The sequence below is a fragment of the Stenotrophomonas sp. CFBP8994 genome (genome assembly GCF_034044835.1).
Classification (GTDB): Bacteria; Pseudomonadota; Gammaproteobacteria; order Xanthomonadales; family Xanthomonadaceae; genus Stenotrophomonas; species Stenotrophomonas rhizophila_A.
Window position 1 is genome coordinate 79,501 of record NZ_JAXCWT010000008.1, and the last position, 26,645, is coordinate 106,145.

Sequence of the window (26,645 nt, forward strand, 5' to 3'; positions counted from 1 at the left end):
GCGCCACCGGTGTCGCCGGCAGGTACCCACCGTTGGTCGGTACGAATGCCCCGGTAGGTACCGACCGTTGGTCGGTACGCATGCCCCGGTAGGTACCGACCGTTGGTCGGTACCCGATCAGGGCGGATCGCCGAGCTTCAACGACAGATCAATCGCCTGCACATGCTTGGTCAGCCCGCCAATCGAGATGCAATCGACGCCGTCCTCGGCAATTGCGCGCAGCCCGGCCAGGTCCACGCTGCCGGAAACCTCCAGCGGGATGCGTCCGGCGGCGATCCGCACCGCTTCACGGCGGCTGGCCGCGTCGAAGTCATCGATCAGGATGCGGTCGCAACCCACCGCCAGCGCTTCGCGCAGCTGGTCCAGGTCTTCCACTTCCACCACCAGCGGCAGCCGTGGCCACTGTGCCCGTGCGGCATTGACCGCAGCGGTCAGCGAACCGGCGGCGCGGATGTGGTTTTCCTTGAGCATCACCGTGTCGTACAGGCCCTGGCGATGGTTGTCGCCGCCACCGCAGCGCACCGCGTACTTCTGCGCCGCACGCAGGCCGGGCAGGGTTTTGCGGGTGTCCAGGATGCGCGTGCCGGTCCCGCTCACCGCCGCGACGTAGCGTGCGGTAGTGGTGGCGGTGCCCGACAGCGTCTGCAGGAAATTCAACGAGGTGCGTTCGGCGCTGACCAGGCTGCGGTTGCGCCCTTGCAGGATCGCCAGCACGGTGCCGGCGGTCACCGCATCGCCTTCGGCCACCCGCCACTCGATCCGGACCTGCGGGTCCAAGGCCTGGTGGGTGGCATCGAACCACGGCCGGCCTGCGATCACCGCATCCTGCTTGCACAGCAGGTAGGCGCTGTCGGGGCGGTCCGGGAGCAGGGCGGCAGTCACATCTCCTGGGCCGATGTCCTCGGCCAGGGCGCGGGCGACATCGGCCTGCACCTGGCCGGGGTCAGGAGGCGTCAGCACGCTCAGGCTCATTACTTGGGAAAATCGGCAATCTGGGCGGTATCGATGGCTTCTTCCGGCAGCAGCACGGGAATGCCATCGTTGACGCGGAATATCTGCTTGCGGTCCTGGGTCAGCAGCGCTTCGCGCACGGGTTGGACCAGCGGGGTGCCCTCGAGGTTGGTCACCGTGCCGACGCCAATGGCCCGGTTGAGCGCGTCCAGGCCCTTGGAATCCAGCAGGGACAGGCGCTGGGCGGTGCGGGGCGCGCACAGGAGGTCGATGACTTTGCGATCCATGGGTTCTTCGTCTTGCGTGGAAGGCGGCTAGAATACGTCTTTAAGGCAGGTGACGGCCAATGACCCCCAACCAATCCGCGCCGCTCGTCGGCATCGTCATGGGTTCCCGCTCCGACTGGGAGACCATGCAGCACGCGGCGCAGAAGCTGGACGCGCTCGGTGTTCCCTACGAAGTGAAAGTCGTGTCGGCGCACCGTACGCCCGACGTGCTGTTCACCTACGCCGAACAGGCGGGCCCGCGCGGGCTTCGCGCCATCATTGCCGGTGCCGGCGGCGCCGCGCACCTGCCGGGCATGATCGCGGCCAAGACCGCAGTGCCGGTGCTGGGCGTGCCGGTGCAGTCCAAGGCCCTGAACGGCATGGATTCGCTGCTGTCGATCGTGCAGATGCCGGCCGGCATCCCGGTGGCCACCTTCGCCATCGGCAATGCCGGCGCCTCCAACGCCGCGTTGTTTGCCGCCGCCATGCTGGCGCCGGAGCAGCCGGCCATCGGCCAGGCGCTGGAGGGTTTCCGTTCCCGCCAGACCGAAGACGTCATGGCCCACGACGATCCGCGTCAATGACCACGGTGACCGTTGGCATCCTGGGCGGCGGCCAGCTGGCCCGCATGATGGTCCTGGCCGGCGCGCCGATGGGGCTGCGCTTTGAACTGTTCGACCCGGCCGCGGACGCCTGTGGCGGGCAGCTGGCGCCGCTGCAGGTGGCCGCGTTCGAGGACGAGGCCGCCTTGGCCGCGTTCGCCGAACGGGTGGACGTGGTGACCTTCGATTTCGAGAACGTGCCGGCGCGCAGCGCGCAGTTCCTGGCCGACCGGGTGCCGGTGTATCCCAACCCCGACGCGCTGGCCGTGGCGCAGGACCGCCTGAGCGAAAAGACCCTTTTCCGCGAGCTCGGCATTCCGCTGCCGGCGTTCGCCGACATCGGCAGCCGCGACGAACTGGCCACCCGGGTGGCCGAGTTCGGCCTGCCGTGCATCCTCAAGACCCGCCGCTTCGGTTACGACGGCAAGGGCCAGTTCCGCCTGCGCAGTGCGGCCGACATCGATGCGGCGTGGGATGCGTTGGGCGGGCAGGTGGCCCGCACCGGCCTGATCCTGGAGGGCTTCGTCGCCTTCGAGCGCGAAGTCAGCGTGGTCGCCGTGCGCGGCCAGGATGGCGAGTTCCGTGCCTGGCCGGTCACCGGCAACTGGCATGTGGATGGCGTGCTGTCGGCCAGCCTGGCCCCGGCACAACTGACAGCTGCGCAGCACGACGCCGCCATCGGCTATGCGCAGACGCTGGCCGAACGGCTGGATTATGTGGGGGTGTTCGCGCTGGAGCTGTTCTGCCGCGGCGAGGAGCTGCTGGCCAACGAAATGGCGCCGCGCGTGCACAACTCCGGGCACTGGACCATCGAAGGCAGCGAAACCTCGCAGTTCGAGAACCACCTGCGTGCCGTGGTGGGGTTGCCGCTGGGTGACACCCGCATGCTGGGCCATGCCTGCATGCTCAACTGGCTGGGTGAAATGCCCGATGCGGATGCCGTGCTGGCACAGCCTGGCGGGCACTGGCACGACTACGGGAAGGAGCCGCGCAACGGCCGCAAGGTCGGGCATGCCACGTTGCGCGAGGATGAGGCCGGAGCGTTGGCGGCTGCCCTTGAGGCAGTGGGGCAGCAGTTGGGTCGCCCGGACCAGGTGGCCCCTGCCGTAGCCGCCCTGCGCGATTGATGAAGCACGGTCACGACCAACGGTCGTGACCTACCGGGCGAAGCAGATCCGGTAGGTACCGACCGTTGGTCGGTACCCGCGTCAATCGCGCAACTGCGTGGCCACGAAATCCCAGTTGACGATTTTCCAGAACGCGTCCAGGTATCGGCCGCGTTCGTTCTGGTAATCGGTGTAATACGCGTGTTCCCACACATCGCAGGCCAGCAGCGGGGTGCTCTGGCCGGTCAGCGGGGTGCCGGCGTTACGGGTGGCCTGGATCGCCAGCGCGCCATTGGGGTGCTGCACCAGCCACACCCAGCCGGCGCCGAACACGCCCAGCGCGACCCGGTCGAATTCTTCGCGCAACCGCTTCGCGTCGCCGAAATGGCGGCTGATCAGTTCGCCCAGCCGCCCCTGCGGTTCGCCACCGCCGCGCGGGTGCAGGCACTGCCAATAGAACGCGTGGTTCCAGGCCTGGGCGGCCGCGTCGAACAGGCTGCCCTGGCTCTGCCGCACGATCTCTTCCAGCGGCAGCTCGGCCAGCTCGGTGCCCTCGATGCGTGCATTTACCGCATCCACGTAACCCCGGTGATGCTGGCCATGGTGGAGGTCCAGGGTGGTAGCCGACAGATGCGGCTGCAGGGCGGTGCGGTCGTAGGGCAGGCGGGGCAGTTCGAGGGGCATGGGTGGCTGCAGGCTGGAGACGGGGCGCCGGAGGCAGGGCCAGTAGGATTACAATGACCGTCTGGGAAGTCTATCCGACCGGCGAGGTCGGGTGTCCCGTGGCGCAGGGAGAGTCGTGGTGGCGGTAATGCAAGAGATCCAGGCCGAAGTGGACAAGTACCCCCTCGTGTTGTTCATGAAGGGCACCCCGCAGTACCCCATGTGCGGCTTCTCCAGCCGCGCCGTGCAGGCCCTGATGGCCGCCGGTGCCGTGTCGCTGCGCACCGTCAACGTGCTGGAACTGCCCGAGGTCCGGGCCAACCTGGCGCGCTTCTCCAACCTGCCGACGTTCCCGCAGCTGTTCATCAACGGCGAGCTGATCGGCGGCTGCGACATCATCCAGGAGCTGTTCGAATCCGGCGAACTCAAGCGGATCGTCGAAGAGGCATCTCAGCCGTGAGTGCGGTCCCGTCCGTTGCGGTCGGGACCGCATCGCTTGCCGATCGCGTCATCCTGGTGGCCGGTGCGGGTGGGGGTCTGGGCAGTGCCGCCGCCATTGCCTGCGCGGCCGCAGGTGCCACCGTGGTCCTGCTGGGACGCAAGCTGCGCCGGCTGGACCGGGTCTATACAGCGGTGGAAGCGGTCGGCCCCGAGCCGCTGCTGTACCCGCTGGACCTGGAAGGGGCCACCCCGGACGACTACGCCACCCTGGCCGAGCGGTTGCAGTCCGAGCTCGGCCGGCTTGATGGCGTGCTGTACTGTGCCGCCGACTTTGCCGGCCTCACCCCGTTCGAACACGCCGACCCGGCCGCGTTCGCGCGGGCGGTGCACGTCAACCTGACCGCACCGGCCTGGCTGGCCCAGGCCTGCCTGCCGCTGCTGCGCCAGCGCGACGATGCGGCGCTGGTGCTCACCGTGGACGACCCGGCCCGGGTAGGGCGGGCCTACTGGGGCGGCTACGGCGCCGCCCAGCACGGATTGCGCGGCCTGATCACCGCGCTGCACGATGAGCTGGCCAACAGCCCGGTGCGGGTCAGCGGTCTGCAGCCCGGCCCGATGCGCACTGCGCTGCGCGCCCGTGCCTACTCGATCGACGAGGACGGCATGGCCCGCGACCCGGCGGCCTGTGCTGCGGCGGCCGTGGAACTGCTCTCGGCGCAGGGCATCGCCCACCGGGGCACGGTGCTGGATCTTGCGTAACCGGCTGGCAACAGCCGCGACTTACCCTTGCGCGGAAGCGGGGCGCAAGAATACGCACCCTCGAACCTGAACGCGAAAGAACCCCGGCGGAGCGCGCTGTTCAGCCAGATGTGAAGAACGCGTCACGATCGCGTTGTGATGGCGTGTGTTTTGTCGCCAAACGGTCATATAGCGGGCTTATCGTGTTAATCTAGTGTTAACCGTTGCGGCTGAAACCAGCCTGCGGCAAGGGAACCCAGATAAAAGTCCAGACAGCCGCTGAATGGCTGCTTGGGCGCGCTTTTTTTTCCGCCATCGCCAACTCGCATCGAGGCTACTCCCAATGATCGACCCACGCTGTCTCCGGATGTCCAAGCTCACCCTTGGCCTCATGGCAGTACTTGCTGCCGCCCCCGCCTTCGCCCAGAGCACCTCTGCCGGTGTCGGCGGCCAGGTAACGTCTGCCGCTGGCCAGCCTGTTGCTGGCGCCGAAGTCACCATCACGCACACCGAATCGGGCACGGTCAGCCGCGCCACGACCGATGCGGCGGGTCGATACAACGCGCGCGGCCTGCGCGTGGGTGGTCCGTACACCATCACCATCAACAAGCCCGGTGAAGGCACCAAGACCGAAGAAGGCGTGTACCTGGGCGTGAACCAGACCGGTACCGTCAACGCCGCCCTGACCGGCGACGTTGCGGCGACCAACCTGGACGCCGTGCAGGTCGTGGCTGTCGCCGGTGGCTCGGAAGTGTTCAGCTCGACCAAGATGGGCTCGGGCACCAACATCAGCCAGCAGCAGATCGAGACGGCCCCGTCGATCGGCGGCAACATCCAGGACCTGATGCGTCTTGACCCGCGCGTGACCTTCATCGATCGCGCCTCGGGCTCGATCTCGGCCGGTGGCCAGAACCCGCGCTTCAACTCGATCAACATCGACGGCGTGTCCGCCAGCGACACCTTCGGCCTGGAAGGCAACAACATGCCGACCCGTCGCCAGCCGGTCGCGATGGAAGCCATCGAAGCACTGGACATCAACCTGTCCAACTACGACGTCAGCATCGCTGCCGCCGCCGGTGCCACCGTCAACGCGGTGACCAAGTCCGGTACCAACGATTTCCACGGCTCGGTCTACGGCACCTACCGTGACGGCGACTGGTTCGGCGACAACCCGGAAGGCCAGAAGTTCAACGGCTTCACCAAGGAAGAAACCTACGGCATGACCGTGGGCGGCCCGATCGTGAAGGACAAGCTGTTCTTCTTCGCCAACTACGAAAAGTTCAAGCAGGCCGCCCCGGGCGCCGACCTGAGCGGCACCGCGCTGGGCAAGGCCAACCCGCAGTTCACCCTGGCCGACGTGACCCGTGCGCAGCAGATTGCTGAAGGCTACGGCATTGCCGCCGGTGGCCTGGAAAGCAATGGCGATACGGAGATGGAAGAGTACGCGCTGAAGCTGGACTGGAACATCAGCGACAACCACCGTGCCAACATCCGTTACAGCAAGATCGACCAGAGCAAGCTGCGCATCAACGGCATGACCACCAGCTCGGCCTCGCTGAGCTCGTACTGGTACCAGCACGACAAGACCAACGAGAGCTACGTCGCCCAGCTGTTCAGCGACTGGTCCCCGAACTTCTCGACCGAGCTGAAGGCCTCGTACCGCGAGTACTCGGCGATCCGTAATGTCTCGACCGACGCGCCGAGCATCCGCATCTTCTTCCAGGGCAACGAAGCCTCGCCGTCCGGCGACTCGCTGTACCTCGGTACCGAAGTCAACTCGCAGGACAACATCCTGGAGACCAAGGCGTGGAACTACTACGCCGCCGCTACCTGGACCCTGGGTGACCACGACGTCAAGTTCGGCGCGTCGTACGACACCAACGACATCTACAACTACTTCGGCGCCAACTCGTGGGGCGCGTACACCTTCTACGGCCTGGACAACTTCGCTGCCGGCCGCTGGAGCAGCTACAACTACAATCCGGAACGCACCCCGGGTTCGATTCCGGCGGACTACAAGTTCAGCAACCTGGCCCTGTTCGTGCAGGACACCTGGTACGTCAACAACAACCTGACCCTGACCATGGGCGTGCGTGCCGACCGCGCCGACACCAGCCCGGCCCCGGCTTACAACGCCGCAGCGTCGCAGTTCTTCGGCCTGGACAACAGCGAAGTGCTGAGCAACAAGTTCCTGATCCAGCCGCGCGTCGGCTTCAACTACACCTTCGACACCGATCGCCAGACCCAGCTGCGCGGCGGCGTGGGCCTGTTCCAGGGTGACGCCCCGCAGGTGTGGCTGAGCAACAGCTACTCGGCGACCGGCTTCAATAATTCGGTCTACGCCTACACCAGCGGCTACAACCCGGCGCTGCCGTTCAACCCGAGCAAGGACAGCCAGCCGGTCCCGACCACGCCGGGCTCGAACCGCCAGAACGTCAACTTCGTCGGCAGCGACTTCAACATGCCGTCGGTGTACAAGGCCAACCTGGCCTTCGACCACGAGACCCCGTGGTACGGCATCGTGGCCTCGGCCGAGCTGCTGGTCACCAAGGTCAAGGATGCCCTGTACTACAAGAACCTGAACCTGGGTCCGGTGCAGTATCAGGGTCCGGACGGCCGTGACATGTATTACTCCCGCGGCAGCACCGGCAATGCCTGGGCCACCGGCAACGCACGCGCAGGCCGCAATCAGGCCTACGACGCGGTGTACGAAATCGCCAACACCGACAAGGGCCGCACCTCGCAGTTCACCGTCTCGCTGGCCAAGCCGTGGGATGCCGCCAGCGACTGGTCCTGGAACCTGGGCTACACCTACACCGATGCCACCGAAGTCGGCACGCTGACCAGCTCCACCGCCAGCTCGGGTTGGGGCTACCAGTACGCCTTCAACGCCAATGACGAGATCGAGAACACCTCGCGCTACCAGATCCGCGACCGCCTGTCGGGTGCGCTGAACTGGAAGCACAAGTTCTTTGGCGACTACGAAACCCGCGTCGGCCTGGTCTACGAAGGTCGCAGCGGCCGTCCGTACAGCTACGTCTACGTGAACGACGCCAACGGCGACAGCCGCACCGCGAACGACCTGTTCTACGTGCCGACGGGCCCGGGCGACGTGCTGTTCGGCAACCTGACCCAGAGTGGCCAGTTCACTGCCGATCCGGCCATGGAGGCCTCGTTCTTCGAGTGGCTGAAGAACAACCCGCAGCTGGCCAAGTACGCCGGCCAGGCGGCCCCGGCCAATCAGTTCCGTACCGGCTGGATCAACACCTTCGACCTGCGCATCAGCCAGGAACTGCCGGGCTTCATGAAGGGTCACAAGTCGGAGATCTGGCTGGACGTCCAGAACATCGGCAACATGATCAACAAGGACTGGGGCAACATCTACGACTACGGCTTCTTCGCCGATGCGCGTGTGGCCACCCTGCAGGGCATCAAGGACGGCAAGTACGTGTACAACTTCCGCGGCGCGGACGAGCCGGCGGTGGCCAACAATGACGCGGACGGCTTCGACGTCGGTGTCTCGCAGTGGTCGGTGCAGCTGGGCTTCCGCTACCAGTTCTGATGAACTGAGCTAGTGGCAAGGTAAACAGAACGGCCGGGGATACCCGGCCGTTCTGCTGTGTGCGGTATCGAGGAAGGCGAGGGCGCTTGTCTGCGTTGGCGGATGAGCGTATGCTCGTCCGGTTGCGCGAAAATCGCGCACGTACGGCAGCCCCCGAGGCGTCGCCGGGGTCGAAACGCATCCAACGGTCGGGTTTCCCGGCCGTTTTGCTTTTTAAGGGGGCAGCGGTACAGTCGGCAACCTTGAGGAAGCGAAAAGAATGGAAATGACGATCACCGAAAAGCCGGCGCGGACGCTGCCGGTGCAGGACGCGCGGATCTACCCGCGCGGTGGGCTGGATGTGCTGTCGCGCGCAGAAGTGGCGCGCCTTCGCGATGCCTCCGGCGGTGGCATGCATGAGCTGCTGCGCCGCTGCGCGCTGGCCGTGCTGACCAGTGGCAGTGCCTCCGACGATCCGCGCGCCGCGCGCGATCTATACCCCGATTTCGACATCCAGGTCGCCCAGCAGGACCGTGGCGTGCGCATCGACCTGGTCAATGCACCGGCGATGGCGTTCGTGGACGGCGAGATCATCCGCGGCGTGGCCGAGCTGCTGTTCGCGGTCGTGCGCGACCTGGCCTACATGGCCATCGAAATGGGCCCGGCCTACGCGGCCGAGCTGGAATCGTCCGAGGGCATCACCAACGCGGTGTTCGGGCTGCTGCGCAACGCGCGCATCCTCAACCCGGGCGACCCGAACCTGGTGGTGTGCTGGGGCGGCCATTCGATCGGCCGCGATGAGTACCTGTACACCAAGCAGGTCGGCTACGAGCTGGGCCTGCGCGGCCTGGACATCTGCACCGGCTGCGGCCCGGGCGCGATGAAGGGCCCGATGAAGGGCGCCACCATTGCCCATGCCAAGCAGCGCAAGCACACCACGCGCTACATCGGTTTGACCGAGCCGGGCATCATCGCTGCCGAATCGCCGAACCCGATCGTGAACCACCTGGTGATCATGCCGGACATCGAGAAGCGTCTCGAAGCGTTCGTGCGCATCGGCCACGGCATCATCGTGTTCGCCGGCGGCGTGGGTACCGCCGAAGAGATCCTGTACCTGCTTGGCATCCTGCTGCGCGAAGAGAACAAGGACCTGCCGTTCCCGCTGATCCTGACCGGCCCGACCGTGGCCGCGCCGTACTTTGAGCAGATTGACCGCTTCATCCGCCTGACCTTGGGCGACGCTGCGGCCGAGCGTTACCAGATCATCATCGGCGACCCGGTCGCGGTGGCCCGGCAGATGTCGGCCGGCATCAAGCGCGTGCGCGAGCACCGCCTGGTGCAGAAGGATTCGTTCTTCTTCAACTGGTCCATCGAGATCCCGTGGGAGTACCAGCAACCGTTCGTGCCGACCCATGAAGCGATGGCCGCGCTGGACCTGCACCACGGGCGCCCGCCGCATGCACTGGCGGCCGACCTGCGCCGCGCGTTCTCCGGCATCGTGGCCGGCAACGTGAAGGAAGACGGCATGCGCCGGATCGAGCAGTTCGGTCCGTTCGAGATCCACGGCGACGCCGACATGATGCAGGCCCTGGATGAACTCCTGCGTGCCTTCGTCGAACAGCGCCGGATGAAGATCTCGGGCGAGTACCAGCCCTGCTACAGGGTGCTGGCCTGAGAAAGCGGGGTGGCCGGGTCGGGAGCCCGAGCCACCCCTGCCCAACCGTACGGGTGTCAACGGTTTGACGCCCGTCGCCTCCGGGCGACCGTTCGTCCTGCTGTCGCTTGCCGCTGGGCGGCAGGGCGTCCATTGTTCGTGTCATCACGCTGGGGAGCGTCACATGTCTGCACGCCTGTCCAAGGGCTTCACACTGATCGAGTTGATGGTCACCGTCGTGGTGGTCGGGGTGGTGGCTGCCATTGCCTTCCCGAACTTCCAGAACCTGATCCGCTCCAACCGGATCGCCACTGCCCACAACGAGCTGATCGGCTTGGTCAATCTCGCCCGCAGCGACGCGATCCGGAACAATCAGGGCGGCGCGGTCTGCGGCAGCAGCACCGGTACCAGTTGTGACGGCAAGTGGGCCGTGGGCATGCTGGCCTTCAGCGATGCCAATGGCGATGCAGCCTTCAGCAACAGCGAGACCGTGCTGCGCTACGCCGCCATCAACAGCGCACTGGTCGTGACCGGCCCGAGCGACATGATCTCCTTTGATGGCCGTGGGCGTAGGCGCAACGGCACCGACCAGGAGGTGACCCTGCGTCCGCAGAAGTGCGACAGCCAGCCGCTGCAGAGTACGATGACCATCAACGCCTCCGGGCAGGTCACTACCGTCAAGGGACCCTGCAAATGATCCGAACCCCCTATCGTCCGCGTGGCCACCAACGCGGCTTCAGCCTGCTTGAGGTGCTGGTTGCCGTGGTGGTGCTGGCGTTTGGCCTGCTCGGCTTCGCCCTGCTGCAGACCATGAACGTTCGCTACGTGCAGAGCGCCAACTACCGCACCCAGGCCACCAACCTGGCCTACGACCTCACCGAACAGATGCGCAGCAACCGCCATTCGTCGGAGTGGTACAGCAATGCCACCTTCGCCTCGGGCAGCAAGACGGCCACAGGCGTGTGCGCGCGGCCGATCAATACCGTCACGGTGGAACAGAACATCGCGCGCTGGCAGTGCCAGGTGGTCAAGGCGCTGGGCGACAACGCCGCCGCCAACGTCACTGTCGCGAACGGTGTGGCCACCGTTGAGATCAGCTGGGCCGACGAGCGCTGGAGCAAGACAGCCCCCGACGCCGCCACCACCTTCCGCACCCAGACCCAGCTATGAAAGGTCCGCACATGTTCCGCAGCCGCCAGGCAGGTCTGTCCCTGATCGAACTGATGATCTCGCTGGTCATCGGCCTGATCCTGATGCTGGGCATCACCCAGGTCTTCATCGCGTCCCATTCGGCCTCTCGTCTCTCAGAAGGCGTGGCCCGTGCACAGGAAAACGGCCGTTTCGCGCTGGATTTCCTCGAGCGCGACATCCGCATGGCAGGGCACATGGGCTGCGTGAACGACCAGGCCCACTTCATCAAGGAAACCGGCCTGCCGCGTAACAACATGCTTGCCGCAGCAAACATAGGCAACGGCAGCCCGCTGGACTTCAGCGTGGCGATCCAGGGCTACGAGGCCGCCGGTACCGGGCCGACCAATACCTTGAACGTAGGCGCCGGAACTGTGCCAGGCAGCTTGCCGGGATCCATTTCTGGCCTTAACCCCGCGCCGATGGCGGGAAGCGACATCCTGGTGCTGCGGTTCCTGGCGCCGGAAGGCGTGCCGGTGACTGCCATAAATGGGCAGAAAATTAAGGTCGCGGCAGGCACAGATCGCTGGAAGCGCCTCACGGAAGGCGGAGTTGCCGCGCCGACCATGTTTGGAATTGCCAACTGCGACAACGTTGACGTGTTTGCAGGTACGTTGGCCACTGACGAGATCACGGCAGGCACCGTTGACCTCACCCGATATGCGCCTCAGCCCGAGCCGACCGAGCTCTACCGCGCAGAGTCGATGGTGTATTACATCGGGGCCGGCACCAATGGTCCCGGATTGCGACGTGCGCGTGCCAATTCGGCTGGCGTGTATGCGATCAACGAAGAGCTCGTTGAGGGCATCGAGAACCTGCAGTTGATGTACGGACTGGATTCGACTCCAGAAATCACCGGAGCAACCGCGCCCTCCGGTTACATCAGCGTGCAGAACGTGGCCTCTGGCGTCACCACTGCCGCCAATGCAACCGGTGCGGGGCAATGGCGCCGAGTGGGCCTGGTCCAGGTCGGACTGGTCGCTCGCAGTTCAGACCGCACGGGCACCAACGCGAACTCCAAGCCCACCGACGCGGCCGCCCGGCTGGGCGTGTTGGGCATGACCTACAACCAGGATGCCGTCACCGATGGGCGCTATCGCACCGCCTATGAAGTGAGCGTAGCCCTGCGCAACCGTCTGTTCGGGAACTGACCATGAACCGCCCGCCCCGTCACCGTCCTATCCCGGCGTCCGCCCAACAGCGCGGTGCCGTGCTGTATGTCGCCCTGATCATGCTGCTCCTGCTCGCCCTGATCGGTGTGGCCGGCATGCAGGTAGCCGGCATGCAGGAAAAAATGGCCTCCAACTACCGTGCTGCCGGCCGCGCCTTCCAGAATACGGAAGGCGCCGTGCGCAACGTAGAGGATGCCGTGGAGGCGATCACCGACCGCGAGTCGCCGCCTGGCAACAGTCTCGTTGACGCTGCCAGCATCACCCAGAACTGTGAAGACGGATTCGATCCGGTCCAGTGGGGCAGGGACCTGGCGAAGGCCAATGCCGCTGCGCCGGCGGTGCGGGTACGCCAGATCGATCAATGTGGTGGTCCGGGCGGCAACTCGAACGACCAAGGCCTGCCGCTTGACCAAGCCACGGCTACCTTCCAGATCACCGCGTATGCCGCCGACGACAAGGACAACCCTACGTCGCGTTCGGTCATCGACACCATTTTCAAGCTCTGAGGAACGCGGCCATGGCTTCGCGCAGATTCAAATGGACGGCCGCCGGTTCGGCGGTGGCAGTGATTGGCCTGGCATTTGTGGGCTACAACCTGATTGCCGCGCAGGGGCAGGGCATACTCGCTCAGAAGCCGCTGAATATTCCGGCAGACACGACCCCGGCGTTCATCATGGCCGTGGATGACTCCGGCTCGATGACCTTTCAGACTCAGTTCCCAGGTCAGGACGGCGAGGGCTGCTGGAACAACTCGCGACAGAGCTTCTTCGACACCAACGGTGCGCTGAATACCACTGGCAACACCTGCGACTACTTCTACCTGATGCCAGGGCCGCGCATCAGCGGTAACTATTTCGGGCTGCCGCCGCTCGATTCGCTGGGCTTCGCCCGCTCTGCGCAGTACAACCCAACGTACTTCAATCCGACGATCAAGTACGAGCCGTGGAAGGACGACAAGGATGTTTCTTTTGCTGAGGCCATCCCGTCCGCAGCCCGCATAGATCCCAAGCCAACAGGTGCCACCACGACGGTCAACCTGACCAGTAATTACTACGGTACCGAAACTTTCCGCCTCCTGAACAATATGTCGTACCAGGCGGGCGCCTACATCAATGGCTCGACATACCGCAATGCGGGCACGTGGAGCGGTGGCACCACTGACGCGCGCGTCCAGTACTGGCCCGCAACCTTCTACATCAAGGTAGTCAACGGTACCAGCGATCCATACCCGCAGCTCAACGGCACCAATGCGTATGCGAATGCGACCCGTGTACAGGTGAACAACGCGTGTGGTACGGGTTGCGCCATGTGGAAGTACACGCTTCCCGCCAGCGACTCCGATGCCGGTTCGAAGAATTTCGCCAACTGGTTCACGTACTACGGTAATCGCAACCGCGCGATGATCGCCGGCATGACTCGCTCGCTTTCGAATGTCGCCAATCTGCGCGTGGGCTATTTCCGCATCAACCAGAATGGCAGCTACGACACCGCCGCCAAGCGCCTGCCCATGCGTAAGCTGAGCGTCGATACCGAGCGTAAGGCGCTGTTTGATGAGATGCTGGCGTTGCCGGCAAGTGGAGGCACGCCCAACCGCCAGGCCGTGTATTCGGCCACGCAGCAGTTCACCCGGTCAGATGATGCAGCGCCGGTGCTGGAGGTCTGCCAGAAAAATGCAGTGATGCTGTTCACCGACGGCTTCAGCAATGGCGGCACCAAGACGGTCGGTAACAACGACCAGAACATGGGTGTCCCGTTCAAAGACGGCAATGCCGATACCATGGCTGATATCGTCACGAAGTATTACAACAACATCAACGGCCTCGCGCCGCTCCGCCCTGACCTCACGGCGGGCCAGGTGCCAGTGCCTGCAGCCTGCAAGACCGGTTCGCCTGACCCGCAGCTGGACTGCCAGACCAACCTTCATTTGAACTTCTATGGCGTGACCCTGGGCGCGCGCGGCAATCTGTTCGACCCTGACAATCCGCAGAACGCGTATACCACGCCCGCGATCTACAACAACTGGCCTGCGTGGGAGAACGATGCGCGCAGCACCGTTGACGACATCTGGCACGCCGCCGTCAATACCCGCGGCGAGTACATCAATGCGCGTACCCCGGCGGAAATCACCGACGCAATGCGCCGCGTGCTGTCGGCCGTGACCTCCGGTTCGTCGCCGTCCGGCGGTACCGGCTTCAGCGGGGCGCGCATCGGTGCAGGCTCGCTGAGCGTCAGTCCGTACTATGAGTACACCAACGAAGGCACTGACTGGTTCGGCAAGTTGACGGCCACCAAGCTGTCGGTTGATCCGACCACGCGTGCGGTGGTACAGACGCCCTTCTGGGAAGCAAGTGCGCAGTTGCCGGGCGCATCCGCACGCAAGATATTCTTCACGAAGAATGGTGCGACCAAGGAATTCACCTCCGGCAACGTGACGCTCGACGACCTGTGCCTGAAGCCGGGGCTGTATCCGGACATGTCGATCTGCGCCGCCACCAAGGAGCTGACCGACCGCAATATCGATGTTGCTGCGGCCGTCAATTACCTGCGCGGCGACACCTCCCGCGAAGTGCGCAATGGAGGCAACCTGCGCGATCGAACCACCCGGCTGGGTGACATCGTCACGTCCACCCCATTCATCAGCTCGCCCACCGACGATTACGGCTACCGCCGCCTGGCGGACCAGACGATCAGCAAGGCCTATGCGACCTATCTGGAGACCAAGGCAAAGCAGGCCAACTACATGGTCTACGTGGGTGCAAACGACGGCATGCTGCACGCATTCAATGGCGGCATGAATGCGAAGGGCGAGACGGTCTCCGGTGGCGGCAGTGAAGCGTTTGCCTACATTCCCAATACCGCACTCGGTCACATGGCGAACCTGCTGTTCCGTGCGGAACCGGAAAAGAAGAGCTCCCAGAAGTTCCAGCACAAATATTACGTAGACGGGCAGATTGCCGTAGGTGACACCTATTACGGCAGTGCGTGGCACACCACCTTGGTGGCCGCGTCCGGTGCCGGTGGCCGCGGTGTATTCGGCCTGGACGTGACCGCGGGTACTACCTTCGGTGGAAACCGGAAGCTCTGGGAGATCAGCGACCTGGACGCCAACCTGAAGGCGGATGTGCGGAACAACATCGGCTTCGTCCTGGCCAAGCCGGTGATCGTGCCGGTGAAGGTGGGCAACGCGGTGGAGTGGAAGGCGATCTTTGGCAATGGTTTCAACAGCGCGAACGGCAAGGCGGTGCTGTTTGTCGTGGATATCGCCGACGGTAAGACAACGATGATCGAAGCGGTCGAGACCGGTACGGGGGTCCCTTCGGGCACCAACGGCTTGGGCAGCATCGTCGTGGTCGACCGCTGGGGCGGTGCCGACCAGAATGTTCGCTCTCGCGATGGTATTTCCGACACCGTTTACGGTACCGATCAGAAGGGTGCGGTGTGGAAGTTCGACCTGCGCGACATGACGCCGCCGACCATGCCGTTGTTCACGAGCCTCCCGTCGGTTGACAAGGGGCTTACGGTGCGCCAGCCGATTACCGGTGGCATCACCACCGGCTCGGGTCCCAATGGCGGATTGATGCTGTACTTTGGCACCGGCAGCTTCTCTTTCAATGAAGATGTGCGCGACAACTCGAAGCAGAGCATCTATGCGGTGAACGATACCAACGTCGGCGCGGTCACCAGCACGATTACGCGCAGCAATCTCGTGGGACGGACGATCAACACCTCGGGTGACGAGCGGACCCTGGTTGCCATTGCGGGTACTCCATCTACCGCCCGTGGATGGTATGTCGACCTGCCGGTCAGCTCCCTCAAGGATGGCCTCAGCGAGCGTGTTGTCGGCAATCCTTCGCTGGCGAACGGTATCGTCAGCTTGTCCACGTACGCGCCGCAGCCCGCCACCTCGGGTGGCTGCGCCGCCACCGGTATCAATTGGTTCTTCGGACTGAATCCGTTGACCGGTGAGGGTGCGCTGGGCCGTGCCACCCTTAATTCGCCGGGCGGCACGGGCTTCGCTGTCGGTACTGCGGGCCTCAAGAACAAGGGCACGGGGAGTGCGCCCGTACTCAACAACACCCCGTTTGCGTTGCCGCGTGTGCCCGTTGCTTCTCTGGGGGGCGGCGGTGGCGGTGGCGGTAGTGGTCCGGCGCCATCGCCTCCGGGTGGGGCCGGCTGCTATATGGGCTATCCCAATGGCCCGGACATCGTCTACGTTCCCTATCCATGCGGTCGCCAATCGTGGAGGCAGATCCTGTGAGCAAGCTTTCCTCCCAGCAGTGGCGCAGCCCGCGCAAGATGCTCGGCTTCACCCTCATCGAACTGATGATCACCGTGGCAGTGATCGCGGTGCTCGCCTCCATCGCCTATCCCTCCTACACGGCCCAGGTGCGCAAGTCCAAGCGCGCCGCGGCCAAGGCGGAGCTGGTGGAGTACGCACAGCGCGCCGAGCGCCAGCACACGCTCAACAACAGCTACACGAACTTCAAGTTCGTGGAAAACAGCGGCACTACCATCGCCTCGCCACGCGATGGCAGCAAGCCGATGTACCAGGTGACCTTTGCGTCGGCCAATGCCAACGCGTTTACGATTACGGCAGTTCCGCAGGGTGACCAGGCAAAAGACCCGTGCGGCACCATCTCGGTGAACCAGGCGGGGGTGAAGACCCCGGCCAACACCAGTGCGCTGGATTGCTGGTAAATGGCCGCCGGCGGTTGCAACGCCACGAGTGAACGTCTAGAATTCGCGTCCCCGCCCGAATAGCTCAGCCGGTTAGAGCACTTGACTGTTAATCAGGGGGTCGTTGGTTCGAGTCCAACTTCGGGCGCCAGTTTCTGCAGAAGCCGCGAGCAATCGCGGCTTTTGTCGTTTCGGTGGCTGGTGTAGAGGTAGACCCGGCCGCTCAGTGCGGGCAGTCCACGGTGCCCGGCCTGCGTGCGGCACGGGTGCGGCCCACGTTGTTCACGACCACCTCGCCGTGCAGCTGCCCTGCGGCACAGATGGCCACCGTGAGCGGGCTGCCGCCACTGCGCCCGTCGGGCTGGAGGCGCAGGCGCGGGCGATTCTGGCTGGACCGCGCCACCACCGAGCCATCCCGGTACCCGGGGCGGTACTGCAGGACATCCGTCGACGAGGGCGGGGAAGTCCCCGATTCCGATCCACGGTCCAGGTGGATCAGCCATCCCCGGCTCCAGTCGTCCCCGCAGTGCATGCCGTCCTCACTCGGGCAGACCGCCACCGGCGCGGCGCGGGTGATCGCGGTGCTGCGCGCGCTGTTGAACACCGAGACGAGCTGCATGCGCAGCATGTCGGCACGCATCCGGCTGACCGTGGCGCTCAGCGAGGGCAGGGCCAGCGCGCAAAGCACGGCCAGGATGAGCAGGGTCACCATCAGTTCCAGCAGGGTGAACCCCCGGGGCCGGGGGAAGGGGCTAGGGCGGTGCATGGGAGATACCGGAGACAATCCGTCACCGTGCCCTGTCCGGAGCAGGCCGACCATCGGTCAAAGGCAGACTCCAGGGTAGGCCACCCCCTCAGCCGGCCGTCACCCAACCCCCCGCTATAATGGAAGGCCCGGTCTATGGCGGCACCATGAGCGATCGCTTCGAACTTGTATCTCCGTACTCCCCGGCGGGCGACCAGCCGGCCGCGATCGAGAAGCTGACGGCCAATTTCGAAGCCGGCATCGCCAAGCAGACCCTGCTGGGCGTGACCGGCTCGGGCAAGACCTACACCATTGCCAACGTCATCCAGCAGGTGCAGAAGCCCACCCTGGTGATGGCGCCGAACAAGACCCTGGCCGCGCAGCTGTACGGCGAGTTCAAGGCGTTCTTCCCGCACAACGCGGTGGAGTACTTCGTCAGCTACTACGACTACTACCAGCCCGAAGCCTACGTGCCGTCATCGGACACCTTCATCGAGAAGGACAGTTCGATCAACGAGCACATCGAGCAGATGCGGCTGGCGGCGACCAAGACCCTGCTGTCGCGCCCGGATGCGATCGTGGTGGCCACCGTGTCGGCAATCTACGGCCTGGGTGCGCCCGAGGACTACCTGTCGCTGCGCCTGATCCTGTCCACCGGCGAACGCATCGACCAGCGCGACCTGATCAACCATCTCACCCAGCTGCAGTACACCCGCAACGAGTACGAGCTGCACCGCGGCACGTTCCGCGTGCGCGGCGAGGTCATCGACATATTCCCCGCGGAATCGGACAGCGAAGCGGTGCGCATCGAACTGTTCGATGGCGAAGTCGAACAGATCAGCATGTTCGATCCGCTTACCGGTGAAAGCCTGCGCCGCCTGCAGCGCTACACCGTATACCCCAAGACGCACTACGCCACCACGCGCGAGCGGGTGCTGTCGGCGGTGGATACGATCAAGGCCGAGCTCAAGGTGCGGCTGGAACAGCTGTACGAACAGAACAAGCTCGTGGAAGCGCAGCGCCTGGCGCAGCGCACGCAGTTCGACCTGGAAATGATGGCCGAGGTCGGCTTCTGCAACGGCATCGAAAACTATTCGCGGCACCTCACCGGCAAGGCCGCCGGCGAGCCGCCGCCGACCCTGTTCGACTACCTGCCACCCGATGCGCTGCTGGTCATCGACGAATCGCATGTCACCATTCCGCAGATCGGCGCGATGTACAAGGGCGACCGCTCGCGCAAGGAAACCCTGGTCGAATTCGGCTTCCGTCTGCCCTCGGCGCTGGACAACCGCCCGCTGCGCTTCGAAGAGTGGGAAGCGCGCTGCCCGCGCAGCATCTACGTGTCCGCTACCCCGGGACCGTACGAGCTGCGCGAAGCCGCCGATGAAATCACCGAGCTGGTGGTGCGCCCGACCGGCCTGATCGACCCGGTGGTGGAGATCCGCCCCGTGGGCACCCAGGTTGACGACCTGATGAGCGAGGTCAACGAGCGCATCAAGCTCGGCGACCGCGTGCTGGTCACCACGCTGACCAAGCGCATGGCCGAGAACCTCACCGAGTACCTCACCGAACATGGCATCCGGGTGCGCTACCTGCATTCGGACATCGATACGGTGGAACGCGTGGAGATCATCCGCGACCTGCGTCTGGGCAAGTTCGACGTGCTGGTCGGCATCAACCTGCTGCGCGAAGGCCTGGACATGCCGGAGGTATCGCTGGTGGCGATCCTGGACGCGGACAAGGAGGGCTTCCTGCGCTCGACCGGTTCGCTGATCCAGACCATCGGCCGTGCCGCACGCAACCTGCGCGGCAAGGCGATCCTGTACGCGGACAAGATCACCCGTTCGATGCAGGCGGCGATCGACGAAACCGACCGCCGTCGTGCCAAACAGGTGGAGTACAACGAAGCGCACGGCATCGTGCCCAAGTCGGTGCTGCGCCCGATCGTGGACGTGCTGGAAGGTGCGCGCTCCGAAGCGGCCGAAAAAGAAGCGCGGGGCAAAGGCAAGGGACGCGGTGGCCGGGTGGCCGAGGAGGCGGTGGATTACCGCACCCTGGAACCGGCCCAGATCGCCAAGCGGCTGCAGGCGCTGGAGCAGCAGATGTACCAGCACGCCCGCGACCTGGAGTTCGAAGATGCGGCGCGCGTGCGCGACCAGATCCGCCAGCTGAAGGAGGCCAGCCTGGGCTGAACAACGCGTTGTGAAATACCTTCACAAAAGTGTTGCTCTTCACACCCGACGTCCGTAATATACGCGGCCTGCACCGACGCAATTGCAGCGGCGCGGCGAGACAAACGGGCGGTTAGCTCAGCGGTAGAGCACTACCTTGACATGGTAGGGGTCACAGGTTCGAACCCTGTACCGCCCACCACTCCAGTCCCAGCGACTGCGGTGGAACAACAGAAAAGCCGGCCATCAGGTCGGCTTTTTTGCGTTGTGGGTTCCGTGACAGCGGCGCTTCCCCACAACGCGTTCCGCACCCACCTGATGGCGACCTGGTTGCTGAGGGCCAAGGATGCAGGCTCCAGCGCGTGGTGGCCTGCATGTCGTTCCTGTCGGACGTCTTCTCCCGTTCGTTTCCAGCGCCTTTGCCCCTGTTCGGCAAGGCATGTGCGGTCGCACTGCTGGCCGGTGTGTGCGGTGTCGTGTTCGCGCCGGTGCTGTTGCCCCGGATGCCTGCGTGGTGCGCGCTGCTGTGCGGTGCAGGGGTCTGGTGTGCGGTGCCGCGTGCACGGTGGTGCGGCGCAGTGCTGGCCGGGATCGGCTGGGTCACCCTGCACGCCCATGCCGGCCTGGCCCTGCAGTTGCCCGCAGCTGCCGCGCCTGCGGACCAGGTGCTGCGCGGCCGGGTGGTGGAGCTGCCGCAACATGGATCACGCAGCACCCGCTTCCGGTTCCGCGTGGATGACGATGCGACGATGCCCGCGCACCTGCGCGGCCGCGAGCTTGCGCTGGCCTGGTATGACGTCACTGCGGCAAAAACGCCTGCGCGCGAGCCTGCAGCCGAACCGGCGCTGCGCTGCTCGCTTCGCGCCGGCGCACGCTGGCAGCTCCACGCGCGGCTGCGCCCACCGCGTGGATTGCGCAACCCGGGTGGCTTCGACGCCGAGCGGCATGCGCTGCTGCAGCGGTTGAGCGGCACCGGGCACGTGCGCGCCCCAGCGATGGCCTTGGGCGACCCGACCGGATTGCCGGCGTGGCGCGAGCGCATGGCCGATGCCATCGCCGGACACGTGCCGGGCGCCGGCGCCCGTTTCATCCAGGCGCTGGCGCTGGGCGATACCCGCGGGTTGGGGCAGGGCGACTGGGATGATCTGCGCGCGCTCGGCCTGACCCACCTGGTGGCGATCTCCGGGTTTCACGTCGGGCTGGTGGCCGGGTTCGCGGCGTGGCTGGCGGGGCTGGCCTGGCGAGCGGTTGCTGCGCTGGGACGCTATTGGCCACGGCCATTGGCGGCCGCGCTGGCGGCCGTCGCCGGTGCCGCGCTGTATGCGGCCGTGGCCGGCTTCGCGCTGCCCACGGTGCGCACGGTGCTGATGATCGCGGTGGTCGCCGCCGCCCGCTGCGTGCGACGACCGGCCACCGTTGGCCAGGCGTTGGCGCTGGCGGCGCTGGCGGTGCTGCTGGTGGATCCATTGTCGGTGCTGGCCCCGGGCTTCTGGCTCAGCTTCGCCGGGGTGCTGTGGCTGGTGTGGTGCCTGCCGGGGCACGGGGTGCACTGGCTGCGAACCTTCCTGGCCGCACAGGGCGTGGCCACCCTGGCGCTGTTGCCGCTCACCGTGGCGCTGTTCGGGCAGGCCTCGCGGGCGGGGCCGTTGGTCAACCTGCTGGCCATTCCCTGGTGGAGCCTGGTGGTGGTGCCGTTGGCGTTGCTTGGCACCGGGCTTGAAGCCCTGATCGACGGGGCGGGGCGCTGGCCGTGGCGCTGGGCGGCCGCCTGCTTCGACGCGAGCTGGTGGCTGTTCGGGGCGCTTGCGCGCCAGCCGTGGGCGTTGTGGTGGGCGCCGCAGGCGGGCGTCGCGGCGGTTCCGGTCGCCGTTCTCGGGGTGTTCTGGCTGTTGCTGCCGCGCGCCGCCGGGATGCGCCTGCCGGCGCTGCTGCTGTGCCTGCCCCTGCTGTGGCCGGCCCGCGATCGTCCCGGCCCCGGCGAGGTCGAGCTGCTGGTGATGGACGTGGGGCAGGGCCTGGCTGTGTGGGTGCGCACCCGCCACCACCGCCTGCTGTATGACGCCGGCCCCGCTGCGGAAGGGGGATTCGACGCCGGCGAACGGGTGGTGGTGCCGACCCTCCACGCGCTGGGCGAGGCTGGGCTGGACCGGCTGCTGCTCAGCCATGGCGACCGCGACCACGCCGGTGGCATGCCGGCGGTGCGCCGCGCCTTTCGCGAGCCACAGCTGCAGGCGCCGTCGGGTGCGGTGCCCGCCATCCAGCTGCCCTGCAGCAGCGGCGACGCCTGGCGCTGGGACGGGGTGGACTTCACCGTCCTGCATCCGCCGCCGGGCATGGACTACGCAGGCAACGCCAGCAGCTGCGTGCTGCGCATCCAGACCGCGCATGGCGTGGTGCTGTTGACGGGCGACATCGGCCAGCGCGAGGAGGCCATGCTGGTTGCCACGGTACCGGCCGCGCTGCGCGCCGACGCGGTGCTGGTGGCGCACCACGGCAGCGCCAACTCGTCCGGCGCCGACTGGGTGCAGGCGGTGTCGCCCCGCCTGGCCATCGTCTCGGCCGGGCATGGCAACCGGTTCGGGCACCCGCGCCGGGACGTCGTGCAGCGCTGGCAGGCGGTCCCTGCCGAAGTGCTGAACACCGCCGACAGCGGCGCGCTGCGCCTGTGGCTGGGCCAGGAGGGATTGCAGGTGCGGGAACAGCGTCTTTTCGAACGCCGTTGGTGGGATGCCGCGGAGCGGACGCGGTCGGCTGCTATCCTATCGGCGGTCATACAGGCGGCCAATGGGCCGGAGGGTTGAAACGTGTGGGAACTGGTCAAGGCCGGTGGCTGGCCGATGGTGCCGCTGCTGCTGTTGGGCGTACTGGCTTTGGCAATCGTCCTGGAGCGTTTCTGGACCTTGCGGCGTAACGAGGTCCTGCCCCCGGGGCTGGGCCAGGAAGTGCGCAACTGGGCCGCGCGCGGCAAGCTCGATCCGAATCACATCCAGTCGCTGCGGGCCAACTCGCCGCTGGGCGCGTTGCTGGCCGTGGCGCTGGAAGCGCGCAACCGCCCGCGCGACCAGATCCGCGAGCGCATCGAAGATGCCGGCCGGCATCTGGTGCACCGCATGGAGCGGTTCCTGAACGCGCTGGGCACCATCGCATCGGCGGGCCCGCTGCTGGGCCTGCTCGGCACCGTGGTGGGCATGATCCAGATGTTCCTGGGCATCCTCGACCACGGCGTGGGCGATGTGAACCAGCTGGCCGGCGGCATCGGCAAGGCGCTGGTGTGCACCGCCACCGGCATGATCGTGGCCATCCCGGCATTGATGTTCCATCGCTACTTCAAGGGCCGCATCGGCGGTTACGTGATCGAGATGGAAATGGAGGCCTCGGCCCTGCTGGACGCACTGGACGGCCGCCCCGGCGTCATGAACGCGGCACCGCGCGCCGGCACCGCGCCGGCGGCCGGCGCCGCGCCCGTCACGGCCAAGGGCTGACGGATGCGTATCCGCAACGACCGGGTCCAGGACGAGGTGCACATCGATCTGGTACCCCTGATCGACGTCATCCTCGTGCTGATCATCTTCTTCGTGGTCACAACGACCTTCGACGCGCGCTCGACGCTGCAGCTGCAGCTGCCGACCGCCAGCCAGCAGGACACCACCGAGCCGCCGCGCTCGCTCAGCGTGCTGGTCAACGCCGAAGGGCGTTACTTCATCAACGATCAGGAAGTACTGCGCACGGACGTGGAATCGGTCAAGCAGACCATTGCCGCCGTCGCCGGCACCGACCGTGAGCAGACCGTACTGCTGCGCGCCGATGCCCGCACCCCGTACCAGGCCGTAGTGACCGCCCAGGATGCCCTGGGCCAGCTCGGTTTCCGTCGCATCGCCATCGCTACCGCGCCGGAGGTGCGTCCATGAGTAAACAACACGCGCCGGTATGGCCGATCTACAAACGCCTGCTGGGCTACACCCGCGCCTACTGGGTGTTCATGGTGGCCGCCGTCATCGCGATGGTGGTCGAAGCCCTGGCCGGTTACCACTTCACCAAGCTGATGGAACCGCTGGTCAACCGCGGCTTCGTCAACCCCGAGCCGCGCATGGCGGTGATCCTGCCGCTGACCATCCTCGGGCTGTTCATGATGCGCAGCCTGGCCACGCTGGTCAGCGATTACGCGCTGGCCCGCACCGGCCGCAGCGTGGTGCGCGACCTGCGCGAACAGGTGCTGTCCAAGTACCTGCACCTGCCGTCGTCGCACTTCGACAGCGAAGCCACGCCGGTGATGGTCAGCCGCCTGAACTACGACACCGAGCAGGTCACCCAGGCCAGCGCCGATGCGCTCAAGACCCTGGTCGCCGACACCCTGACCATCATCGCCATGCTGGTGGTGATGCTGCAGATGAGCGTCAAGGTAACCGTGGCGATGCTGGTGGTGGTGCCGCTGATCGGCGTGATCGTGTCGTTCGTGGGCAAGCGCTACCGGCGCATCAGCCGCGGCATCCAGGACGGCATGGGCAGCATGGCGCAGACCGCCGAACAGTCGCTGGCCGCGCAGCAGGAAGTGAAGGTGCATGGCACCCAGGCGCACGAGATCTCGCGTTACTCGCGGCTGGCCAACCGCATGCTCGGCCTGAACATGAAGGTCGAAACCACCCGCGCGCTGGCGTCCAGCACCGTGCAGTTCCTGGCCGCGCTGGCGCTGGCCGTGATCGTGTGGGTGTCCACCCGCGAAGCGCTGGCCGGGCGCTTGAATGCCGGCCAGTTCATGGGCCTGATGACCTCGATGATGGCCATCATCCCGTCGCTGCGCCGCCTGACCAGCGTGCAGACCTCCATCTCGCGCGGCGTGGCCGCTGCCGAGCGCCTGTTCGGCATCCTTGACCTGCCGGTCGAGCGCGACGAAGGCAGCACCCGCGCCCAGCGCGTGCGTGGCGAGCTGTCTTTCCAGCACGTGATGCTGCGTTATCGCGAAGATACCGGCATCGCACTGGACGACATCACCTTCGATGCCAAGCCGGGCACGGTAACGGCCATCGTCGGCCGCTCCGGCAGCGGCAAGACCAGCCTCATCCGGCTGGTGCCGCGTTTCTATGAGCCCAGCGGCGGCCGCATCCTGCTCGATGGCGTGCCGCTGGACGACTACCCGCTGGCCGACCTGCGCCGCCAGGTGGCGATGGTCGGGCAGAAGGTCATGCTGTTCGACGATACCGTGGGCGCCAACATCGCCTACGGCATGGACGCCAGCGACGAGCAGATCCGCGCTGCCGCCGAGGCCGCCAATGCGTGGGAGTTCATCGAGCGCATGCCGCAGCAGCTGCAGACCCCGGTGGGTGAGAACGGCGCGCTGCTGTCCGGCGGCCAGCGCCAGCGCCTGGCGATCGCCCGCGCGATCCTGCGCGACGCGCCGGTGTTGATCCTCGACGAAGCCACCGCCGCGCTGGACAACGAGTCCGAGCGGCTGGTGCAGGATGCCCTGCAGCGCCTGATGCCCGAGCGCACCACGCTGGTGATCGCACATCGCCTGTCCACCATCGAACATGCCGACCAGGTGCTGGTGATGGACCACGGCCGCATCGTCGAGCGCGGCACCCACCGCGAGCTGCTGGCGCTGGGCGGGCTTTACGAGCACCTGCACAAGATGCAGTTCCGCGAAAGGCAGCCCTGATGGCGTCCAAGGGTTCCCAGACGCCGTCGTACTGGTACGACGGCAGTGCGATTCCGTTTGCCGCACGGCTGCTGGCGCCGGTGTACGGCGCCGTGGTGGCGCTGCGCCGTGGGCTGTACCGGGGCGGTTGGCGCAAGCGCCACGCGCTGCCGGTGCCGGTGATCGTGGTCGGCAACGTGACCGCCGGCGGTACCGGCAAGACCCCGCTGACCATCGCGCTGGTGGACCGCCTGCGCGAGGCGGGCTGGAAGCCGGGCGTGGCCAGTCGCGGTTATGGGCGCGAAGAGGCCAAGGTCCCGCGCTGGGTCGAGGCGAGCACGCCGACCGCGTTGGGCGGCGACGAACCGGTGCTGATCGCGTGGAAAACCGGCGTGCCGGTCCGGGTCGATGCCGACCGCGTGGCCGCCGGCAACGCGTTGGTCGAGGCGGGCTGCAACATCATCGTCTGCGACGACGGCCTGCAGCACTACCGGCTGGCGCGCGACATCGAAATCGAGGTGGTGGACGCACAACGCCGCTACGGCAACGGCCGGTTGATCCCGGCCGGGCCGTTGCGCGAACCCGCCGAACGCGCGCGCGACTGCGACTTCCGCGTGGTCAACCTGGGCCAGGCCAGCGCCGATCCGTCCGCGCTCGCCTCCTGCGGATTCGGCGAATGGGCGATGCAGCTGCATATCGACAGCGCGCAGCCGCTCAGCGGCGGCCGTGCCCGCGCGTTGTCGCACTTCCGTGGCCAGCGCGTGCATGCCGTGGCCGGGATCGCGCACCCCCAGCGCTTCTTCGACATGCTGCGTGCGCACGGTATCGGGGTGGTCCCGCATGCCTTCGCCGACCACCATGCGTATCAGGCGGCGGACCTTCGCTTTGGCAGCGAACTGCCGGTGCTGATGACTGAAAAGGACGCGGTGAAGTGCAAGGCGTTCGCCAACGAATGGCATTTTTCGGTGCCGTTGTCGGCCGATCTGCCCGCCGCGTTCTGGGTCAACCTGCTGGACCGCGTGGACAAACTCGGCAAGCGCTGAGCACCGCGTTTGCGGCACACTGGCGGCCATTGTTCCCGTGTATTGCCGAGAGGTC

Annotated in this window: 22 protein-coding genes and 2 tRNA genes; 20 read left to right on the forward strand and 4 right to left on the reverse strand. The window is 66.1% G+C overall.

Annotation, left to right across the window (positions count from 1 at the left end):
* Window positions 1-117: 117 nt before the first annotated feature.
* Together nadC and SOM39_RS18335 are read right to left on the reverse strand one after the other, a co-directional pair.
* On the reverse strand, window positions 118-972 hold the full coding sequence (gene nadC / locus SOM39_RS18330; protein WP_414715900.1) for a carboxylating nicotinate-nucleotide diphosphorylase: 855 nt from the start codon (window positions 970-972) through the stop codon (window positions 118-120).
* Window positions 972-1,238 (reverse strand): Trm112 family protein, encoded by a 267-nt coding sequence (locus SOM39_RS18335; protein ID WP_320459177.1) that lies wholly within the window; start codon window positions 1,236-1,238, stop codon window positions 972-974. The genes nadC and SOM39_RS18335 overlap by 1 nt, the downstream gene beginning before the upstream one ends.
* A gap of 59 nt (window positions 1,239-1,297) precedes the next feature.
* Between SOM39_RS18335 and purE the strand changes: the two genes are divergently transcribed.
* A complete protein-coding gene (gene purE, locus SOM39_RS18340; protein ID WP_068850697.1) occupies window positions 1,298-1,801 on the forward strand; it encodes a 5-(carboxyamino)imidazole ribonucleotide mutase in 504 nt (167 codons plus the stop codon).
* The gene (locus SOM39_RS18345) at window positions 1,798-2,946 is read left to right on the forward strand and encodes a 5-(carboxyamino)imidazole ribonucleotide synthase (protein ID WP_320459178.1); all 1,149 of its coding nucleotides are present in this window, start codon (window positions 1,798-1,800) and stop codon (window positions 2,944-2,946) included. The genes purE and SOM39_RS18345 overlap by 4 nt, the downstream gene beginning before the upstream one ends.
* 81 nt (window positions 2,947-3,027) lie before the next feature.
* On the opposite strand, the gene SOM39_RS18350 is transcribed toward SOM39_RS18345, so the two are convergent.
* Window positions 3,028-3,609 carry a superoxide dismutase gene (locus SOM39_RS18350; RefSeq protein WP_068850703.1) on the reverse strand — a complete coding sequence of 194 codons (582 nt, stop codon included), beginning with the start codon at window positions 3,607-3,609 and terminating at the stop codon, window positions 3,028-3,030.
* A gap of 118 nt (window positions 3,610-3,727) precedes the next feature.
* Here SOM39_RS18350 and grxD point away from each other — a divergent pair, with 118 nt between their 5' ends.
* The 11 genes from grxD to SOM39_RS18405 all read left to right on the forward strand — a co-directional run bounded on the left by grxD (window position 3,728) and on the right by SOM39_RS18405 (window position 17,150).
* Window positions 3,728-4,048, forward strand: a complete 321-nt coding sequence (grxD, locus tag SOM39_RS18355) for a Grx4 family monothiol glutaredoxin (protein ID WP_068854623.1) — start codon at window positions 3,728-3,730, stop codon at window positions 4,046-4,048.
* Window positions 4,045-4,788: an SDR family NAD(P)-dependent oxidoreductase gene (locus SOM39_RS18360; RefSeq protein WP_320459179.1), complete on the forward strand. Its 744-nt coding sequence runs from the start codon at window positions 4,045-4,047 to the stop codon at window positions 4,786-4,788. Before grxD ends, SOM39_RS18360 begins: the two co-directional genes overlap by 4 nt.
* A 346-nt stretch (window positions 4,789-5,134) precedes the next feature.
* Complete coding sequence (locus tag SOM39_RS18365) at window positions 5,135-8,329, forward strand: TonB-dependent receptor (RefSeq protein WP_068850709.1); 3,195 nt, start codon at window positions 5,135-5,137, stop codon at window positions 8,327-8,329.
* A 265-nt stretch (window positions 8,330-8,594) separates the two neighbouring features.
* Window positions 8,595-9,983, forward strand: coding sequence for a nucleotide 5'-monophosphate nucleosidase PpnN (gene ppnN / locus SOM39_RS18370; RefSeq protein WP_095364063.1), 1,389 nt, complete (start codon window positions 8,595-8,597; stop codon window positions 9,981-9,983).
* Between the two features lie 163 nt (window positions 9,984-10,146).
* Window positions 10,147-10,659 carry a GspH/FimT family pseudopilin gene (locus tag SOM39_RS18375; protein WP_320459180.1) on the forward strand — a complete coding sequence of 171 codons (513 nt, stop codon included), beginning with the start codon at window positions 10,147-10,149 and terminating at the stop codon, window positions 10,657-10,659.
* Entirely contained in the window at window positions 10,656-11,132 is a 477-nt protein-coding gene (gene pilV / locus SOM39_RS18380; protein WP_320459181.1) for a type IV pilus modification protein PilV, read from the forward strand. Before SOM39_RS18375 ends, pilV begins: the two co-directional genes overlap by 4 nt.
* An 11-nt stretch (window positions 11,133-11,143) precedes the next feature.
* Window positions 11,144-12,301 (forward strand): PilW family protein, encoded by a 1,158-nt coding sequence (locus SOM39_RS18385; protein WP_320459182.1) that lies wholly within the window; start codon window positions 11,144-11,146, stop codon window positions 12,299-12,301.
* A 2-nt stretch (window positions 12,302-12,303) separates the two neighbouring features.
* Window positions 12,304-12,828 carry a pilus assembly PilX family protein gene (locus SOM39_RS18390; protein ID WP_320459183.1) on the forward strand — a complete coding sequence of 175 codons (525 nt, stop codon included), beginning with the start codon at window positions 12,304-12,306 and terminating at the stop codon, window positions 12,826-12,828.
* Window positions 12,829-12,839: 11 nt separating this feature from the next.
* Complete coding sequence (locus tag SOM39_RS18395) at window positions 12,840-16,580, forward strand: pilus assembly protein (protein ID WP_320459184.1); 3,741 nt, start codon at window positions 12,840-12,842, stop codon at window positions 16,578-16,580.
* A gap of 38 nt (window positions 16,581-16,618) precedes the next feature.
* A complete protein-coding gene (locus SOM39_RS18400) occupies window positions 16,619-17,020 on the forward strand; it encodes a type IV pilin protein (RefSeq protein WP_320459208.1) in 402 nt (133 codons plus the stop codon).
* A gap of 53 nt (window positions 17,021-17,073) precedes the next feature.
* Window positions 17,074-17,150: transfer RNA gene (locus tag SOM39_RS18405), tRNA-Asn, on the forward strand.
* A gap of 72 nt (window positions 17,151-17,222) precedes the next feature.
* On the opposite strand, the gene SOM39_RS18410 is transcribed toward SOM39_RS18405, so the two are convergent.
* Window positions 17,223-17,819 carry a GspH/FimT family pseudopilin gene (locus tag SOM39_RS18410; RefSeq protein ID WP_349254904.1) on the reverse strand — a complete coding sequence of 199 codons (597 nt, stop codon included), beginning with the start codon at window positions 17,817-17,819 and terminating at the stop codon, window positions 17,223-17,225.
* A gap of 92 nt (window positions 17,820-17,911) precedes the next feature.
* Between SOM39_RS18410 and uvrB the strand changes: the two genes are divergently transcribed.
* The 7 genes from uvrB to lpxK all read left to right on the forward strand — a co-directional run bounded on the left by uvrB (window position 17,912) and on the right by lpxK (window position 26,590).
* The gene (uvrB, locus tag SOM39_RS18415) at window positions 17,912-19,936 is read left to right on the forward strand and encodes an excinuclease ABC subunit UvrB (protein WP_068854624.1); all 2,025 of its coding nucleotides are present in this window, start codon (window positions 17,912-17,914) and stop codon (window positions 19,934-19,936) included.
* A 106-nt stretch (window positions 19,937-20,042) separates the two neighbouring features.
* Window positions 20,043-20,117 (forward strand) — tRNA-Val (locus SOM39_RS18420).
* A 172-nt stretch (window positions 20,118-20,289) separates the two neighbouring features.
* Complete coding sequence (locus SOM39_RS18425; protein ID WP_320459186.1) at window positions 20,290-22,716, forward strand: DNA internalization-related competence protein ComEC/Rec2; 2,427 nt, start codon at window positions 20,290-20,292, stop codon at window positions 22,714-22,716.
* 3 nt (window positions 22,717-22,719) lie between these two features.
* Window positions 22,720-23,397, forward strand: coding sequence for a MotA/TolQ/ExbB proton channel family protein (locus tag SOM39_RS18430; protein WP_095364023.1), 678 nt, complete (start codon window positions 22,720-22,722; stop codon window positions 23,395-23,397).
* Window positions 23,398-23,400: 3 nt separating this feature from the next.
* Window positions 23,401-23,823: an ExbD/TolR family protein gene (locus SOM39_RS18435; RefSeq protein ID WP_068850743.1), complete on the forward strand. Its 423-nt coding sequence runs from the start codon at window positions 23,401-23,403 to the stop codon at window positions 23,821-23,823.
* The gene (msbA, locus tag SOM39_RS18440) at window positions 23,820-25,568 is read left to right on the forward strand and encodes a lipid A export permease/ATP-binding protein MsbA (RefSeq protein WP_320459187.1); all 1,749 of its coding nucleotides are present in this window, start codon (window positions 23,820-23,822) and stop codon (window positions 25,566-25,568) included. The genes SOM39_RS18435 and msbA overlap by 4 nt, the downstream gene beginning before the upstream one ends.
* Entirely contained in the window at window positions 25,568-26,590 is a 1,023-nt protein-coding gene (gene lpxK / locus SOM39_RS18445) for a tetraacyldisaccharide 4'-kinase (protein ID WP_320459188.1), read from the forward strand. Before msbA ends, lpxK begins: the two co-directional genes overlap by 1 nt.
* Window positions 26,591-26,645 lie beyond the last annotated feature (55 nt).